Raw genomic sequence first — 16,166 nt, forward strand, 5'->3', positions numbered from 1 at the left:
GCGATTTGCTGTTTAACAGTGAATCGCTTTTTTGTTTGGCGTTATGTAAAAAATATGACAAAAACGACCGCTTGTTAACAAGCTAACACAACATACCGAGGAGCCTATTATGCAACAATATCATCTTCTCCCTAACACTTCGATTCGCCCTACTCTTAGCCAACACTATCGCATTGATGAGACCGAACTTGTGCAGCAGCTTTTAACCGAAGCAAGAACGGATGAGCATCAACCGAATATTAAAGCGCTAACCCGTCAGCTTGTCGAAAAGGTGCGAGCTAATCGCCAAAAAGCCAGTGGTGTCGATGCATTGATGCACGAGTTTTCGCTTTCAAGCCAAGAAGGCATCGCTTTAATGTGTTTAGCTGAAGCTTTACTACGTATTCCCGATCAAGCGACCCGAGACAAACTGATTAAAGACAAAATCGCAAAAGGTGATTGGAAGTCGCATATAGGCAAAAGCCCGTCTCTGTTTGTGAATGCTTCCGCATGGGGACTGGTATTTACCGGTAAAGTGCTTTCGCTGTCTGAAACTTCACTTTCCCAAACGCTTATTCAACTCATCAATAAAGGCGGAGAACCGATTATCCGCCAAGGAATGGATTTTGCGATGCGCTTACTCGGCAAACAATTCGTTACCGGTGAAACCATTCAAATTGCCCTTAAAAATAGCGAAGCTCGTTTTAACAAAGGCTTCCGCTTTACCTACGATATGCTTGGTGAGTCGGCATTTACCGAAGAAGATGCCAAGCGCTACTATCAAGATTATGTATCTTCCGTACATGCGGTCGGTGCGGTATCAAAAGGACTTGGCGTTTATCAGTCATCCGGTATATCGGTAAAACTCTCCGCTATTCACCCTCGCTACTCGCTGGCGCAACACGATCGTGTTGTTGCAGAACTCTATCCTCGTTTACGTGATTTATGTTTACTTGCCAAACGCTATGATATCGGCATCAACATTGATGCCGAAGAAGCTGACCGCTTAGAAATCTCACTCGATCTCATCGACCGCTTATTAGATGAGCCGGCACTTGCAGGGTTTGAAGGTATTGGTTTCGTGGTACAAGCTTATCAAAAACGCTGTTTATCGGTGATTGATTACCTCATTCAAAAAGCTCGAGAAAAACAACGTAAGCTAATGATTCGTTTAGTGAAAGGCGCATATTGGGATGCCGAAATCAAACGAGCGCAAGCAGACTGTGCCAGCGGTTATCCGGTTTTCTCACGTAAAGTGCATACCGATTTAAATTACATTGCTTGTGCAAAAAAATTACTTGGCGCCCAAGATGTGATTTATCCGCAATTCGCCACCCACAACGCCCAAACGCTCGCCACCATTTATTATCTTGCTAAAGGCAAAAAATTTGAATTTCAATGCTTACACGGTATGGGAGAAACCTTATACGACCAAGTGGTCGGCAAAGAAAACCTTGATATTCAATGCCGTGTTTATGCGCCGGTCGGTTCTTACCAAACCTTATTAGCCTATTTGGTTCGCCGTTTATTAGAAAACGGTTCAAACAGTTCATTTGTCAATCAATTGGTTGACGAGCGAGTATCGGTCGAAAGCTTAACCGAAGATCCGGTGCTGAAAGCGGAAAAAACCGCGGGCTCAATGCACCCGAAAATTCCATTACCTCGCTGCTTATTTAACGATCGTATTAATTCGCAAGGTTACGATCTCAGCGATGCGGTGCAACTTGAACGCCTCCAAACACAGCTCAATCAGTTGGCAAAAGTGCAATACAAAGCTTATCCATTACTAGCCGACAGTTATTATGAAGGTAGTACCGCCAAACCGATTTTCAATCCGGCATTGAATACCCAACAAGTCGGTGAAGTCATTTTCGCTCACTCATCAGATGTCGAAAAAGCTTTTGTAATTGCCGAACAAAATCAGACAGCTTGGCAAGCTACTCCACCGACGCAAAGAGCTGCGATTCTTGAAAAATTTGCTGATTTACTGGAAAGCAATATGCCGACTTTATTCGATCTTGCGGTTCGGGAAGCGGGTAAAACGCTGAATAATGCGATTGCCGAAGTCAGAGAAGCGGTCGATTTTTGCCGTTATTATGCAAATGAAGTGAAGCGCAACCCGCAAGCATATCAGAATCCAAGAGGAATTATTGTTGCGATTAGCCCGTGGAACTTCCCGTTGGCGATTTTTACCGGTGAAGTCGTCTCCGCTTTAGTTGCAGGTAATGTAGTGTTGGCGAAACCGGCGGAACAAACTTCCTTAATGGCTCATTATGCGGTGGAATTATGCTATCAAGCCGGTATTCCAAAAGGTGTTTTGCAATGTTTACCGGGTAGCGGAGCGGAAATCGGTAATCAACTGACTTCCGATTCTCGAGTGGACGGCGTAATTTTTACCGGCTCGACCGAAACTGCCAAAACCATCAACCGCAATTTGCAAAAACAAACCAAAATCGTACCGCTGATTGCGGAAACCGGCGGACAAAACGCCTTGATTATGGATAGCTCCGCGCTCGGCGAACAAGTGGTGGCGGATGTACTTAACTCGGCGTTTGATTCGGCTGGGCAACGTTGTTCGGCACTTCGTGTACTTTATCTGCAAGAAGATGTTGCCGATCATATTCTAGCAATGCTTAAAGGTGCAATGGCGGAGTTACGTGTCGGCAAACCGCAATTACTGAATACCGATATTGGTCCGGTAATCGATCGCACGGCACAAAGTCGCTTACTAGCGCATATTGAAAAAATGAAAGCGATGGCAAAATCGTACTATCAAGTGCCTATTGCAGCGGAGGTGGAACAGAACGGGATTTTCGTGCCGCCAACCTTACTTGAAATCGATCATATCTCACAAATCGAACATGAAGTGTTTGGCCCGGTACTACACGTGATTCGCTTTAATGCCAACCAATTCGAACAAATTATTCATGACATTAACTCGACCGGTTTCGGCTTAACCAGCGGTTTACATAGTCGTATTGATACCACCATTAATCAATGGCTCGACAAAGTACACGCCGGTAACTTATATGTTAATCGTAATACGGTCGGTGCAGTGGTCGGCGTGCAACCGTTCGGCGGCATGGGACTTTCCGGTACAGGCCCAAAAGCCGGCGGGCCGCTTTATTTACAACGTTTGGTAAAAAGCGAAGCTTGGACGCTTGCTGATTTAGAAGGCGAAACGATTATAGAAACGGATAAACTTGCACAAGCCATTCGCCAAACACTTACCGGTGAACAACAAAGCGAAGCATTAACACTCTTGCAAACTTTACGCCCAAAATCACCGCTTGCAAAAGTGTTTAAAATGCAGGGCATTACCGGCGAAAACAACTACTTACGCTTTGAAGCTCGTCCTATGATTGCAGTAAGTAATGGCTCACTGCTCGAACAAATCAAAGCAATGATTGCTATTGCGGTATGCGGCAGTAAAGCGGTGGTTAAAGAGGGTTCACCGTTAGCGGAATACGCACATCAATTTGCCGAATACTTAATGATAACAGACGACTTCAATAATCTTTCGGCATTAAGTGTAATGATTGTACTTGAGCCGCTTTCCACGCAAGAACGTCAACATTATGCCGAGCGTAACGGTGCGATTTTAACTTATGTGGAAAGCCTTGAATTGGCGCTTTCATTGCTACCGCTGGTACATGAAAAATCGATCAGCATTAACACCGCAGCCGCCGGTGGTAATGCAACCTTGATGAGTGAAATGAATTAGCATGATATAAATCATGCTTAATATTTATCCCCTTAGCAATAAACTGAGGGGATTTTTATTTTCTGTTTAGCAAGTCATTTTCTTTTCAGCTATAATGCGCCGACTATCCCGTGAGGTAGTGTTTACGTATGTTAATTCAAACCGAGAGTTGAAACAAAAATGACAAATCAAACTATCAGCACACCTAAACAGGTGTTTGTTGGCTTACAAATGCTATTTGTGGCATTTGGTGCTTTAGTATTAATGCCGTTAATTACCGGCTTAGATCCTAATACAGCCCTCCTTACTGCCGGTATCGGCACCCTACTTTTCCAACTTTGTACCAAAGGTCAAGTGCCTATTTTCCTCGCCTCTTCCTTCGCATTTATCGCACCGATTCAATACGGCGTACAGCAATGGGGCATCCCAACCACCATGGGCGGTTTGGTATTTACCGGTTTCGTTTACTTCGTATTAAGTTCATTAGTGAAATGGAAAGGGGCAAATATCCTCGAAAAACTTTTCCCACCAGTGGTAGTTGGGCCGGTAATCATTATTATCGGCTTAGGTTTAGCCCCGACTGCAGTTGATATGGCGCTAGGTAAAGGTACAACAATTGAACCGAATACCGCCTTACTGATTTCAATGGCAACCTTAATCACCACACTTATCGTAGCGGTCTTTGCCAAAGGTTTAATGAAATTAGTACCGATTATGTTCGGAATTGTGGTTGGTTATATCCTTTCGCTCGTGTTCGGCATCATTGATTTTAGCCCGGTAACTAATGCCGCTTGGTTTAGCTTACCGAAACTCACCACGCCGGAATTTAAGTTAGAAGCGATTCTTTACTTATTACCTATCGCCCTTGCACCGGCAGTCGAACACGTCGGCGGCATTATGGCGATCAGCTCGGTAACCGGTAAAGATTTTATGAATAAACCGGGTTTACACCGCACGTTATTAGGTGACGGCGTTGCAACCTCTGCCGCAGCATTTTTAGGCGGCCCACCAAATACTACTTATGCGGAAGTTACCGGTGCGGTTATGCTCACCAAAAACTTTAACCCACGTGTAATGACCTTTGCCGCTATTTGGGCAATTGCCATTTCATTCTGCGGCAAAGTGGGCGCCTTCTTACAAACCATCCCAGGCGTAGTGATGGGCGGCATTATGATGTTAGTTTTCGGTTCTATCGCGGCAGTTGGTATGAGTACATTAATTCGTGCCAAAGTGGATATGGGCGAAGCTCGCAACCTCTGTATCGTTTCAGTAGTCATGACCTTCGGCATCGGCGGCATGCTGATCAACGTTGGCGAATTCTCACTGAAAGGCATCAGCCTCTGCGCAATCGCCGCAATCGTGATGAACTTACTTCTCCCAAAAGAAGCGGCTAAAAAAGCAGAATAATTTTTAACGTTCTTCTTATAAAACAAGCGGTCAAATTTCATTAAAATTTTGCAAATTGCAAAAAAGTTAGGGAATTTGACCGCTTACAAATGCAACTAATTTTACTCTTCTATCTCTCTATTATTTAAAACTAAATTTAAGTCATAAAGAAATTCCTGCTTCTCCTCTATCTTCTAAGACAGAAATGAGATCATCAAGATTATTGTCTGATAAAATCTTATCTATATCATTCATCACTAAAGTGTGACTATAGGTATGTCTTGCTCCATTTAATATAAATAACACTTAGCATTAAATTCTCTATTGGCAAATCGAAACTCCCATCAAAGCTATCTAAAGCCCCGCCCCATTCAGAGAAATCTTTATTCCATTTTGTAATTTTTCCATTTTCAAATTTTCTCTGACACCAAATATAGGCATCATAAAAAAACACGCTTTTAATGTTTTATAATCAACTCTAGTTATCATCAGAATATTTTGTAAAACCTCTTCCTTTAACTAACAAATTTTAAATTTTCATATTCCCAATCAAAGTAGTACCTTAATTTATTTAAAACGTCTTCCCAATCTTTTCCAGAAATACTATTTACTTTATATTTGATTTCTCTCTCTATATCATCTATATCATCTATATCATCGCATACAATAAAACTTTTAGATGCAAGAACTATTTGGGCAGATTTTACTAATTGAGTATTAAAGACTTCTACTGCAAAATAATCTCCCCCCTCTTTACCTTTCTCACCTATAGTTAAAGATATCTTTAAATTATATCCTGTAGGATCAAGCATTAATTCCTGAGCTTCATTTTTTGATGAAACCCCACAATAGTTAATAGATTTTAAGTCTGCAATAACCATTATTTATCACTCCTGAACATTAAGATGTAAATTACTCTCCGATTTTTCTACATATCTACGTTTATTTTGATCATAAACTTGATGTATTCTTTCAAAGTTTGCTTGAATACCTGTAGGGGCATATTTTGAATGATTTTTAAGTTGAGGTGGTCTATATTTTCTAGACCCATCAGCGCTTGTAAATCCCCCATCAGTATTTAGAATAGCACCTTCTCCAATCCATTCTTTGGCTAGTTTTTCAATTTCAGCTCTGGTAAATGTTCCTTTTTCTGTTAAATTTCCTTCTCCTATAGCCGCATGGGTTAATTCCGGTCTTTGCTTTGCAATGTTACTTAAATTTTCCTGTATCAACTGCTCTTTCAACTTCGGATATAACGCAACATTCTCAGCCTTCAAATTCGCCTAGATAGCCTTGCAGAGTGCCCAAAACCAATAAAAAACAAGCAGTCAAATTTCACCAGAAATTTGCAAATTGCAAAAGATTTAGGAAATTTGACCGCTCACAAATAAAACAAGCCTCACGACTTATTACAAACAAGAACTATCCATGCCTTAGAAATATTTAACTTTAATCTTCATATCGTTTATATACGCATATATGATCCTTAAAACATAATTTATTTGGATAATCTACACGAATTAATTTCTCATAGATATTGTACCCTTCATCAAAATCAGCTATAACCTCTGCTCCAACTTCATAGATTACTTCACTCCAATCATTGGCTGAACCATCAACTACAACATCTAAGATTATATTATTGTCCACAATTTTTATATATATACCCCTTATATCTTTTGTTATTCTCCCTATCAAGGCATTTTGAATAGATATTCTAAGCCGTATAATATCATTATCAACCATATTAATGCTCCTTAGGTCTTGCTGGAACTACATGATATCCATTCTTACTATAATGGATAATTCCTATTGTCGTCGGAGAGCTTTTCTCTGTTATAGGATCGATATAATTTCCTATAACTTTGTTAAAATGAACCCTTTCTTTAGAACCTGGTAGCCCAACATCAATTTTTCCAATATGCTGCCCTGTTCCAGCATATCCTTTTAAAGAATCCAGACTAACAGTAATTATGCTTTTTTGTTGTCCATTTGCAACAGCGATCTTATATTCATTTGTATGCACAATATGTTTATTTTGTTTGGATATCTCAATTCCTAATTTAGAAAAATCTACCTTATTTATCTCATATCCTGAGATATTTCCGACTACAGGCAATTTCTCATTTGAATTTGCAGATTTAGGAATATTTTCACTTGAACTATTAACCTTCGTTGTTGAAAGTCTTACACCCGCTATACTTGCAACTACTCGATTTGCTGCGTCAATTCTTCCAATCCAACTTGGATCAATACCTGTCGCATTATAAAAATCAGCATCCGCCTTTACTTTGGCATTTTTCAATACATCATATCTATCTGAAAAAATTGCCACCTTTTTATAATCTTCTGCATACAGGTCTGAATAATGTGTATATGTCGGGTAGTTATAACCTGTTGGTGTATATTTAGCATTTGAATAACTAAATTTATCTCGCTCTAATTTTTGTCTCTCTGAGTTACATGCTAAAGAGAGTGAATTTCCTTCGCAAGCTGAAATTAAAGCTAAATCGCTCTCTCTATCCTTATTCTTAATTTCACTAAGTTCCGTAATTTCTTCTGATGTAATAACCCCTCGATGTAGTTTATCCTCTAATTCTAATTTTCTTGCCGCTTCTTGAGCTGAGAGATAGTTATTCTCCACCGCCCTTTTTGCCGTTTCTATCCCTTGTAAGGTTGTTGCCGTATTACCGCCCACCGCATTACCGGCTAAAGCACCCGATAATTGACCTGCAACACTCAGTAACTCGCGCTCTTCTTCACTTAATTGGCTTGCCTCTTTGTTAAAAACCACTTCCGATAATAACATCGCACTCGCTTCACCAGCTACGCCTGATGCCGCTCCCGATAGCGCATTATTACCTGAAATGCGCTTCCAATGCCGCTTTCTGCTTCCGTTCGGAATAGCTATCTACTACACCACGCCGGCGCTTGACTCCTGTCTAGTGTCCAAAGTCAATACAAAAACAAGCGGTCAAATTTCGCTGAAATTTTGCAAATTGCAAAAAGTTAAGGAATTTGACCGCTTGAACGTCGAGTTATTTTTTATCTACTGTTACTAAAGTACTATTTAAGCATTAATTACTTTCTATATATGTAAATAATACACTTATACTAATCACAAGAGGGATAAATATAACAAACTTATTCAATCTCGCTAAAATAAAACAACTCCTCACATCTAAAATCAAAATAAAAAAACAAACAACATGAACATCAAGAAAAAAAAATAAAAATTTAATATAGATGCATAATAAAAAATAGAATTCTATCTTTAACTTGTATATTCCCCCTTCATTAAGTGATTCTGATTTCCTCACCAATATTCAATACTTTTTCCGAAATAAAAAGTCAGTTCTTGCTAAGAATCTTCAAAGTAAAAAACTCAAAAATTTGACCATTTAAACGCAAAGTTACTTTTACCTTCTACTATCAATAAACACTATTCATTTCTTTCTAAATATAACTGCCATCCACATAGCTACAAATATGGTCGGAATAAAAGACATCTTCAACTCCATCTCTGTTATGATTGAAAAAAAACAAATTCCTCCTGTCATAAGAAAGTAAAAGTAGCTGTTAATCGTTGCGATAATTATGAAAAACAAAAGTGAAAATATAAAGTAAAAAACAACAAAATAAAATAACATTCCCTTCACTATTTATTATCCTTATACAAGCTTCTTTTCCTCAATAGCAATTAACCCCTATCTAGTGTATAAAGCCAATACAAAAACAAGCGGTCAAATTTCACTAAAAATTTGCAAATTACAAAAAAGTTAGGGAATTTGACCGTTTAAAAATAGCGTTCAGCTTTATTTCTCTCTTTACAAGCAAATATTATTTAGGCTAAATAACAGTATCAACAAATACCTATTTAAAAAATAAAACTAGCTTATTAAATAATTTATATAAAAAATCAATAACTAATGAAGAACTCACAACAACAAACGGAGAAAACACAGACAAAACAAAACATTTTTCTATAATATCCATATCCCACACTCCATTATCTATGTAGCCAAACACTGTAAATATAAATCCTATTACATTTAAACAAACCAAAGAAGATAGCAAAACCAAAACAAATAATTTAATATACTTATTTTTCATTCTTCTTCTCCTTTATATAAGTAGGAATCTTATTATTTAATATTTCACTATTTGTATTTCCTGACAACTCTGCAACAATACTAGGCACATAACTAGGCTTAGACTGATAACTAATTCCTAAATAACCTAAATCTTTCCATTCATATTTTTTATATGTCGGATTAACCATGTTATTCAGCTTATTACCTATTATTTCTGTTGATTTATATCCCCCCGCTGCCGCTATTCCTGTAGATAATGTTGCTAGTGCTGAATTATCCGAGCGGTTTATATTATTAGAATAATGCGAACCGGCCATATTGGATATTACTGTTTCACTTAGAGACTTTCCTGCAGTTGCTTTACCTATTACACCTGCAATAGCTAAATCAGACAAATTCACTTCTTTATTAAAAATATATTGTCCTCCTGCATTAATCCCCATTGAAGCAGTAGCCGATGTCAATGCAGCCTTAGAATTATTCGTAACCAACCCTCTCATTCCCATGACCACCATCGGCCAATTAGTAATATCCATTGCATAATACATTGCTCGATCTGTATCGCTAACTTTATTACGTAAATAACTTAAATCCCTTTCGTTAACATAATTCACAATATTTATCGTATCATCATCCATAAGTGGCGTTCCAAGATAGATTCTTCCTGTCTTATCTCACTTCGCCCTTGCTATCGTTGTATAAGCATCTATCAATTCTTCTTTAGCTGCACACATAATTCCACCATTATTACATTTTGCTTGTAATTCCTCTGAGCTCTTATTACTCATATTTAAATATTTTTGGATAACAATACTACAATCCTTATTATTTGCCTTACATTCCTTTAATTCTTTTTCAAAAGCAAGAGACTGTTCTGATGTAAGATAATTATTCTCCACCGCATTCTTCGCTACTTCTACACCTGTGCTCACTGCGTTTAGCGTTTCTACACTTGAGCCACCATTCACGGCACCTGATGCTAAACCGGCTAAGGCTTTGCTGAGCGCTAACACCTCCTCTTTTTCTTCCGTCGTCAGTTCATGCGGCTCTTTTTCATAAAGCCCCTGCGTGAGTACTCTTGCGCCTATCTCTGCTGCACCTGCCGCAACGGCTCCCGTGCTTGCTTTACCTCCGGCTAGTTCCGCTTCTATTGCGCCCCACAACACGTGAGCAGCAATATTTGCCGTTTCACTCTGCTCTGTCAGCTGTTTTATCGCCTGATTCACATAAGGGGAGGCTGCCCCTGCAACTACCGCTTCTGTTGGTTTGCCTGCGATAGCTAAACTGATTGCAGTAGTAACCGCATCAACTTTACGTTTATGCTCTCCCGAGGTTTGCCATTTCTCTGCTTCTTCTTTCTTCTGAATTGCTAGTATTCAACTCTCATCAAGTGAGTAAAACCAACACAAAAACAAGCGGCCAAATTTCGCTAAAATTTTGCAAATTTGACCGCTTGAAATTTCTACAAAATAAGATAAATACCTTTGCTAATTCTGCTTATATTCACCACTTTAAAAAGGAAAAAAATGATTTTTTCTCCACTTTTCCGGCTAACAATTCCTTAACAAACTCGGGCTTTTCTTCTTCTGAAATATACTCATAAAACGAATAAATCACCTCTTCAGGTGTATATTCCTTTTCTCTTGCATCACAAACCATTTTTAACCAATAAAGCATTTCTGTTGGACGCCCCATTGAATAAAGCATCTGTAAGCGCTTTTCTAAAAATGGCTTTGCTGCTTTCTCCAATTGCTCCACCGTAAATTTATTTTCATAAAAATGCAGGCAATATGCATAAGCAAGCCTATAACCACTCATATTCTTATTCAACTTAAGCAGTTTATCACCTTTCACAGACTGATAAAGTTTGATTGCTTTTTCATATTCTTGAGCTTGAATATAGTGCAAAAGTGATAATGCAAAGATTTCTTTATCATCACGACTCATACCCTTTGAATAATCTTCGTTACCATAAAGCTCTTCTCGCCATTTCAAAGACTTTTTCCATAACTCAACATCATTTACTCCCGTATTTATCCAAGTAGCAAATGCCAAAGCTGAGTTTAAATTATTTTGATGGAATGCAAGAGAACCAAAGCATTCATTGTTATCTATTCCCTCAGATATCCAATCTATAATTCTAGGTAAGAAAGGCTTATATAATTTTTTATATCCAACGCTATATCCGTAGACTACCATATCTAGATCATGAATTGATGAGTTTCCAATAAATTTTTGATCTATAGCTTTTTGTTTTTTTATAAAAGAATAATTGAATCCACTTTTATAATAAGCGTCTTTTTTCCTAATTAAAGTTTCCTTAAAACTCATATATTCTTTCCTTACTCACATTTTTGATTGTTGCAATATTTTTGAGTTACAGAATTTTTTACCTTACTATATCCAACTGTATGGGTTGTAAAGTTCCCTATTTTTAAATTCTGTATAGCTTTGTCTTTAACGTGTTCAGAAATAATCTTAGTATTTGAAATTTCTTCTATTGCCTCTCTAATTGCATTATTACGAGTATTTTCTCTAGAAAAAGTTGGAGATTCTCTTCCTTTGGTTAATGATGTTCTTACTTTACTATCCCAAAGTTCAACCTCTCTTGTTTTCGTATTAACAGAAATTACATCACTACCATTTGTACCTGTTGAATTCCCCCATTTTATTACTTGTCTATTTGGAGTTTCTTGAATGCTATTCGCTAAATTTATTTCTCCACGATAACCATTAATATCTTTCCATTCTTGATACACCGAATTACCTTTTGCTTTTTGTGGAACAAAACCATAACCTGCTTTTGGCTCAGGAAGATTAGGGTGCAATTCAATGCCATTGAAAACAACTTTTGGATAATTCGCCGGTACCCCTGTAACCTTAGCTCCATATTTAGCAGATGTCGCTCCTCTGATAGAGCCAACAAGTTCCGCAAAATTCTTAAAGAGCATTAGGTTTTCAACTTTAGATTTTGCCGCTTCTAACGGAATATTTTCTGCTTTTGCAATACATAAAGCTACTTTCTCTATATATACCGAATCCGCATCTTTTCCTCGTAAAATTTGCTCTACATTGGCAAAATCATTAGAAAAAATATCTTTTAACTGTCCTCGGTAAGAAAAATATTCTTCATAACCACGTTGAGCATATTGAGCAGTCCTAGCTAATGATAAACATTGCTCACTACTTACTTGCTTACAAGCATCTCTAATTTCTTGATTGCGTTTCTCATCAATTCGATTAATTTCCTCTAAACGAGCTAAGTCATCTTTTGTAGCTGTACCTTCTACTTTTTTACGTTGTAAAACCATTTTTTCTTTGGCTTCATTAATAAATAAATAGTTATTCTCCACCGCTCTTTTTGCCGTTTCTATCCCTTGTAAGGTTGCTGCCGTATTACCGCCCACTCCATTACCAACTAAAGCACCCGATAATTGACCTGCAACACTCAGTAACTCTCGCTCTTCTTCACTTAATTGGCTTGCTTCTTTGTTAAAAACCACTTCCGATAATAACATCGCACTCGCTTCGCCCGCTACGCCTGATGCCGCTCCCGCTAGCGCATTATTACCTGAAATGAGCTTCCAATGCCGCTTTCTGCTTCCGTTCGGAATAGCTATCTACTACACCACGCCGGCGCTTGACTCCTGTCTAGTGTCCAAAGTCAATACAAAAACAAGCGGTCAAATTTCGCTAAAAATTTGCAAATTGCAAAAAGTTAGAGAATTGACCGCTTAGATATAAAGGCTTATCTATGAATATTTAGACATTCAACAGGAAGCTGAATCATCCTAAACTAGATAAACATTATCTATTCTTCATACTTAGCCATAATTTCATCAAAAGTTTTTAGCCCGTCTAAAAATTCTTCAAAATTATCCGCGACAGGAAATAATAAATGTTTTCCTGTTTCCTCATCATATTCATCGTGGATAACGATGCAAATCTTCGGTTCATCTCCTGTTGGTTCATCCCGATAATCAAAACAAATAAAATCTCCACCGGCTGTACGACCAAATGAATATACATGTTCATAGCCATATACTGGGTCATCATAAATATACTGCCTACGAATATCTTGAGGTTCTGGATTTAATTCCGTTTCAAAACTATCAAAACCAATTGCAGCCATCCCTTCTTCATCGCTATAGCTATCATAATAAGTAATACAATTAGGTTCTACGGCGAGACCATTATGTTTTGACATTAATTCAATATATAATTTTGGAAACTTAATATTAAAAATATCTTCAACGCCTTTGATAATTTTAATATCAGCTGTTCCACTATCATACCTAATTTCTAAACCTCTAAATTTCATACTATCTTCCTTCACTCAAAGTTCCCTCACCTAGCGATCAACTCCTGTCGGGATGTCCAAAGAAAATACAAAAATAAGTGGTCAAATTTCGACGAAACTTGACCACTTGTAAGGTTATTTTTTTACAAATCTACTGCAAAAGTATCCTCTTCTTGAACATTTAGATACTCTATCGAAATCATATTTCACGAAGGTAAATTATTTTTTAAATTAAACCATAGATTCTACTTTACCTGTTAAATAAAACTCACGAAAAACACTAAATACGATTTCAATATCCTTCGTAATCATATTGTTAGGGTAAGGTTCCCCTTGGAATAAACACCATCCTTCCCCTTCTCCTTTTATATTTTTCACTTCCAAATCATCGGACACATTGATATGTAAAACAGGCATATAAAACTCACCATCCTTATATAAATATAATTCTGAAAAATTATCATCATCTTCTTTAGATTCATCAGACAAAATCATAACCCCATTAGGATGGGACATAAAAAATTTAATAAAATTTTCCATATCACTTATTGATGAAATATTTTTATATATTTGTTCCCTTTGATTTTCATTAATAACAAACCCTGAAAAATAAAAATTATTCATTCCCCCCTCCCTTTTTTTTATTCGGTTTAACCTCTTTTATTTGATTCATACCTTTTTCCCAAAAATATACTTTTGGTCTCCCATCTTTATCACTGGTAGCATTTACTATCACTTTTGATAACCCTGCTTTATCTGCAATACTTGCAATATCTTTTCTACAATGTCCACAGACATCTTTCCCTTCAACTCGCATTTCCAATGTAGCTCCTTTGGTTTTACCACTATTAAATGCTTTTTGTATCACTTCTATCTCAGCATGTGCTGTTTTATCCGTCGCATTAGGTAATATTTTACCTTTTTGAATTTCCTTTTGTTTGACTACATCAAAAATTAATGTTGGTTTCTCAGTTGTTCTATCAAGTTTCGCTTTCTGATTAACCCCTATATACTCATTTTGATCAATTTTACCTGTTGCTTTTACAACAACATCACCATTGATTATAGCCTGAGCTGTTTTATAGCCTTCTGTCTTACCAACAACCGGCAATTTCTCATTTGAATTTGCAGATTTAGGAATATTTTCACTTGAACTATTAACCTTCGTTGTTGAAAGTTTTACACCCGCTACACTTGCAACTACTCGATTTGCTGCGTCAATTCTTCCAATCCAACTTGGATCAATACCTGTCGCATTATAAAAATCAGCATCCGCCTTTACTTTGGCATTTTTCAATACATCATATCTATCTGAAAAAATTGCCACCTTTTTATAATCTTCTGCATACAGGTCTGAATAACGTGTATATGTCGGGTAGTTATAACCTGTTGGTGTATATTTTGCATTTGAATAGCTAAATTTATCTCGCTCTAATTTTTGTCTCTCTGAGTTACATGCTGAAGATAGAGCCTCTCCCTCACAAGCTGAAATTAAAGCTAAATCGCTTTCTCTATCCTTATTCTTAATTTCACTAAGTTCCGTAATTTCTTCTGATGTAATAACCCCTCGATGTAGTTTATCCTCTAATTCTAATTTTCTTGCCGCTTCTTGAGCTGAGAGATAGTTATTCTCCACCGTCCTTTTTGCCGTTTCTATCCCTTGTAATGTTGCTGCCGTATTACCGCCCACTCCATTACCAACTAAAGCACCCGATAATTGACCTGCAACACTCAGTAACTCTCGCTCTTCTTCACTTAATTGGCTTGCCTCTTTGTTAAAAACCACTTCCGATAATAACATCGCACTCGCTTCACCAGCTACGCCTGATGCCGCTCCCGATAGCGCATTATTACCCGAAATGCCCGCCTCCAATGCCGAAAGCGCTGCATGGGCTAATAAGTTAGCTGTCTTATTATCCGAGGTGTATTTGTGAATCTGTGCATTTAACTCCGGAGATATTGCCGTCGCCGCTACTTCTCCCGCACTACCGCCTGATAATATCGCACCCAGCGTCACCGCGACCGTATCTAACTTACGTTTTGAAGCCCCTCCTTCTCGCCAGCTTTCTTCTTTCGCTTTAGCCTCAGTATAAACACGTTCCTTTTGTGATATCTCTTCTTGTGAAGCACCTGTGCGTTTCGCTTTAGCTAACGCCTCCTCCGCCGCATTCACTTCTTCCTCTGCCGCTTTCTGCTTCCGTTCGGAATAGCTATCTACTGCGCCGAGCATATCACCCACTGCCGCTGAAAGTACCTGTTGGTCTTTCAACTTCTGTTTGATATCAAACGTCGCTTCAACTTGTTTATTCGCTTGGTTTAAGTCTGTGTTTAGCCCTAGCGCTTCTGCCGTCGTTTCGGTCGGTTGGCTATCTTTGTTTAAGGTGATTTTGCCTTCCGTTAACGTCGCTTTCGTCACACTACTATCACTTTCGCTATCATACATCGGGACTGTCGGGTTGATACCGTTACTTTGCGTTGTGCCCGTCAGTTTCGCTAAGTCCGCTTGCTGTTTCGCGTCTTCTTTGCTTGCAGCTTCCGCATTACCTAATTTATTCAGGTTAGCCGATACACTCATGCCGCCCGTTAAGGCTTTGCTCTCGCTTTCATTCTCAATATCTTTAAAAGCAAGCGTATTTGTGCTTAATTCACTCTTAGTCGGGTTCGTACTCGCTATCGCTCCGCCATTTAGCTGTACGTGGTCTGC

The 16,166-nt window shown here is 38.1% G+C and carries 14 protein-coding genes; 2 read left to right on the forward strand and 12 right to left on the reverse strand.

Translation table 11 applies throughout. From position 1 onward, the window contains the following. Positions 1 to 109 precede the first annotated feature (109 nt). Together putA and EL121_RS02985 are read left to right on the forward strand one after the other, a co-directional pair. The gene (gene putA / locus EL121_RS02980) at positions 110 to 3,703 is read left to right on the forward strand and encodes a bifunctional proline dehydrogenase/L-glutamate gamma-semialdehyde dehydrogenase PutA (protein ID WP_039197594.1); all 3,594 of its coding nucleotides are present in this window, start codon (positions 110 to 112) and stop codon (positions 3,701 to 3,703) included. Positions 3,704 to 3,862: 159 nt separating this feature from the next. Next, entirely contained in the window at positions 3,863 to 5,089 is a 1,227-nt protein-coding gene (locus tag EL121_RS02985) for a uracil-xanthine permease family protein (RefSeq protein WP_039197595.1), read from the forward strand. Positions 5,090 to 5,583: 494 nt separating this feature from the next. Here the strand turns inward: EL121_RS02985 and EL121_RS02995 are convergent, their stop codons facing one another. The 12 genes from EL121_RS02995 to EL121_RS03055 all read right to left on the reverse strand — a co-directional run bounded on the left by EL121_RS02995 (position 5,584) and on the right by EL121_RS03055 (position 16,037). Next, a complete protein-coding gene (locus tag EL121_RS02995; protein WP_039197597.1) occupies positions 5,584 to 5,949 on the reverse strand; it encodes an Imm8 family immunity protein in 366 nt (121 codons plus the stop codon). A 6-nt stretch (positions 5,950 to 5,955) separates the two neighbouring features. Beyond that, on the reverse strand, positions 5,956 to 6,345 hold the full coding sequence (locus EL121_RS03000) for a hypothetical protein (RefSeq protein ID WP_052190393.1): 390 nt from the start codon (positions 6,343 to 6,345) through the stop codon (positions 5,956 to 5,958). Between the two features lie 172 nt (positions 6,346 to 6,517). Next, on the reverse strand, positions 6,518 to 6,814 hold the full coding sequence (locus tag EL121_RS03005; protein ID WP_039197600.1) for a hypothetical protein: 297 nt from the start codon (positions 6,812 to 6,814) through the stop codon (positions 6,518 to 6,520). Position 6,815: 1 nt separating this feature from the next. Continuing rightward, positions 6,816 to 7,877, reverse strand: coding sequence for a polymorphic toxin type 50 domain-containing protein (locus tag EL121_RS03010; RefSeq protein ID WP_052190394.1), 1,062 nt, complete (start codon positions 7,875 to 7,877; stop codon positions 6,816 to 6,818). 1,064 nt (positions 7,878 to 8,941) lie between these two features. After that, positions 8,942 to 9,181 (reverse strand): hypothetical protein, encoded by a 240-nt coding sequence (locus tag EL121_RS03020; RefSeq protein ID WP_039197603.1) that lies wholly within the window; start codon positions 9,179 to 9,181, stop codon positions 8,942 to 8,944. Further along, entirely contained in the window at positions 9,171 to 9,800 is a 630-nt protein-coding gene (locus EL121_RS03025) for a hypothetical protein (protein WP_039197605.1), read from the reverse strand. The genes EL121_RS03020 and EL121_RS03025 overlap by 11 nt, the downstream gene beginning before the upstream one ends. A gap of 36 nt (positions 9,801 to 9,836) precedes the next feature. After that, complete coding sequence (locus tag EL121_RS03030; RefSeq protein ID WP_039197607.1) at positions 9,837 to 10,388, reverse strand: VENN motif pre-toxin domain-containing protein; 552 nt, start codon at positions 10,386 to 10,388, stop codon at positions 9,837 to 9,839. A gap of 277 nt (positions 10,389 to 10,665) precedes the next feature. Further along, entirely contained in the window at positions 10,666 to 11,493 is an 828-nt protein-coding gene (locus EL121_RS03035; RefSeq protein WP_039197610.1) for a hypothetical protein, read from the reverse strand. Between the two features lie 11 nt (positions 11,494 to 11,504). After that, positions 11,505 to 12,680 carry a VENN motif pre-toxin domain-containing protein gene (locus EL121_RS03040; RefSeq protein WP_039197611.1) on the reverse strand — a complete coding sequence of 392 codons (1,176 nt, stop codon included), beginning with the start codon at positions 12,678 to 12,680 and terminating at the stop codon, positions 11,505 to 11,507. A 293-nt stretch (positions 12,681 to 12,973) separates the two neighbouring features. Then, positions 12,974 to 13,483 carry an SMI1/KNR4 family protein gene (locus EL121_RS03045; RefSeq protein WP_039197612.1) on the reverse strand — a complete coding sequence of 170 codons (510 nt, stop codon included), beginning with the start codon at positions 13,481 to 13,483 and terminating at the stop codon, positions 12,974 to 12,976. A 210-nt stretch (positions 13,484 to 13,693) separates the two neighbouring features. After that, a complete protein-coding gene (locus EL121_RS03050; protein ID WP_039197616.1) occupies positions 13,694 to 14,086 on the reverse strand; it encodes a DUF6911 family protein in 393 nt (130 codons plus the stop codon). Further along, positions 14,079 to 16,037 (reverse strand): VENN motif pre-toxin domain-containing protein, encoded by a 1,959-nt coding sequence (locus EL121_RS03055; RefSeq protein ID WP_423841617.1) that lies wholly within the window; start codon positions 16,035 to 16,037, stop codon positions 14,079 to 14,081. Before EL121_RS03055 ends, EL121_RS03050 begins: the two co-directional genes overlap by 8 nt. Positions 16,038 to 16,166 lie beyond the last annotated feature (129 nt).

The organism is Actinobacillus equuli (genome assembly GCF_900636745.1).
Classification (GTDB): domain Bacteria; phylum Pseudomonadota; class Gammaproteobacteria; order Enterobacterales; family Pasteurellaceae; genus Actinobacillus; species Actinobacillus equuli.

What these genes read in the sequence shown, in the direction of transcription:
- EL121_RS03025 (WP_039197605.1), bottom strand. Translation starts at nt 9,800, where the DNA reads ATGGATGATGATACGATAAATATTGTGAATTATGTTAACGAAAGGGAT.
- EL121_RS03055 (WP_423841617.1), bottom strand. Translation starts at nt 16,037, where the DNA reads ATGAGTGTATCGGCTAACCTGAATAAATTAGGTAATGCGGAAGCTGCA.
- EL121_RS03010 (WP_052190394.1), bottom strand. Translation starts at nt 7,877, where the DNA reads ATGTTATTATCGGAAGTGGTTTTTAACAAAGAGGCAAGCCAATTAAGT.
- EL121_RS02985 (WP_039197595.1), top strand. Translation starts at nt 3,863, where the DNA reads ATGACAAATCAAACTATCAGCACACCTAAACAGGTGTTTGTTGGCTTA.
- EL121_RS03035 (WP_039197610.1), bottom strand. Translation starts at nt 11,493, where the DNA reads ATGAGTTTTAAGGAAACTTTAATTAGGAAAAAAGACGCTTATTATAAA.
- EL121_RS03050 (WP_039197616.1), bottom strand. Translation starts at nt 14,086, where the DNA reads ATGAATAATTTTTATTTTTCAGGGTTTGTTATTAATGAAAATCAAAGG.
- EL121_RS03045 (WP_039197612.1), bottom strand. Translation starts at nt 13,483, where the DNA reads ATGAAATTTAGAGGTTTAGAAATTAGGTATGATAGTGGAACAGCTGAT.
- EL121_RS02995 (WP_039197597.1), bottom strand. Translation starts at nt 5,949, where the DNA reads ATGGTTATTGCAGACTTAAAATCTATTAACTATTGTGGGGTTTCATCA.
- EL121_RS03040 (WP_039197611.1), bottom strand. Translation starts at nt 12,680, where the DNA reads ATGTTATTATCGGAAGTGGTTTTTAACAAAGAAGCAAGCCAATTAAGT.
- putA (WP_039197594.1), top strand. Translation starts at nt 110, where the DNA reads ATGCAACAATATCATCTTCTCCCTAACACTTCGATTCGCCCTACTCTT.
- EL121_RS03005 (WP_039197600.1), bottom strand. Translation starts at nt 6,814, where the DNA reads ATGGTTGATAATGATATTATACGGCTTAGAATATCTATTCAAAATGCC.
- EL121_RS03020 (WP_039197603.1), bottom strand. Translation starts at nt 9,181, where the DNA reads ATGAAAAATAAGTATATTAAATTATTTGTTTTGGTTTTGCTATCTTCT.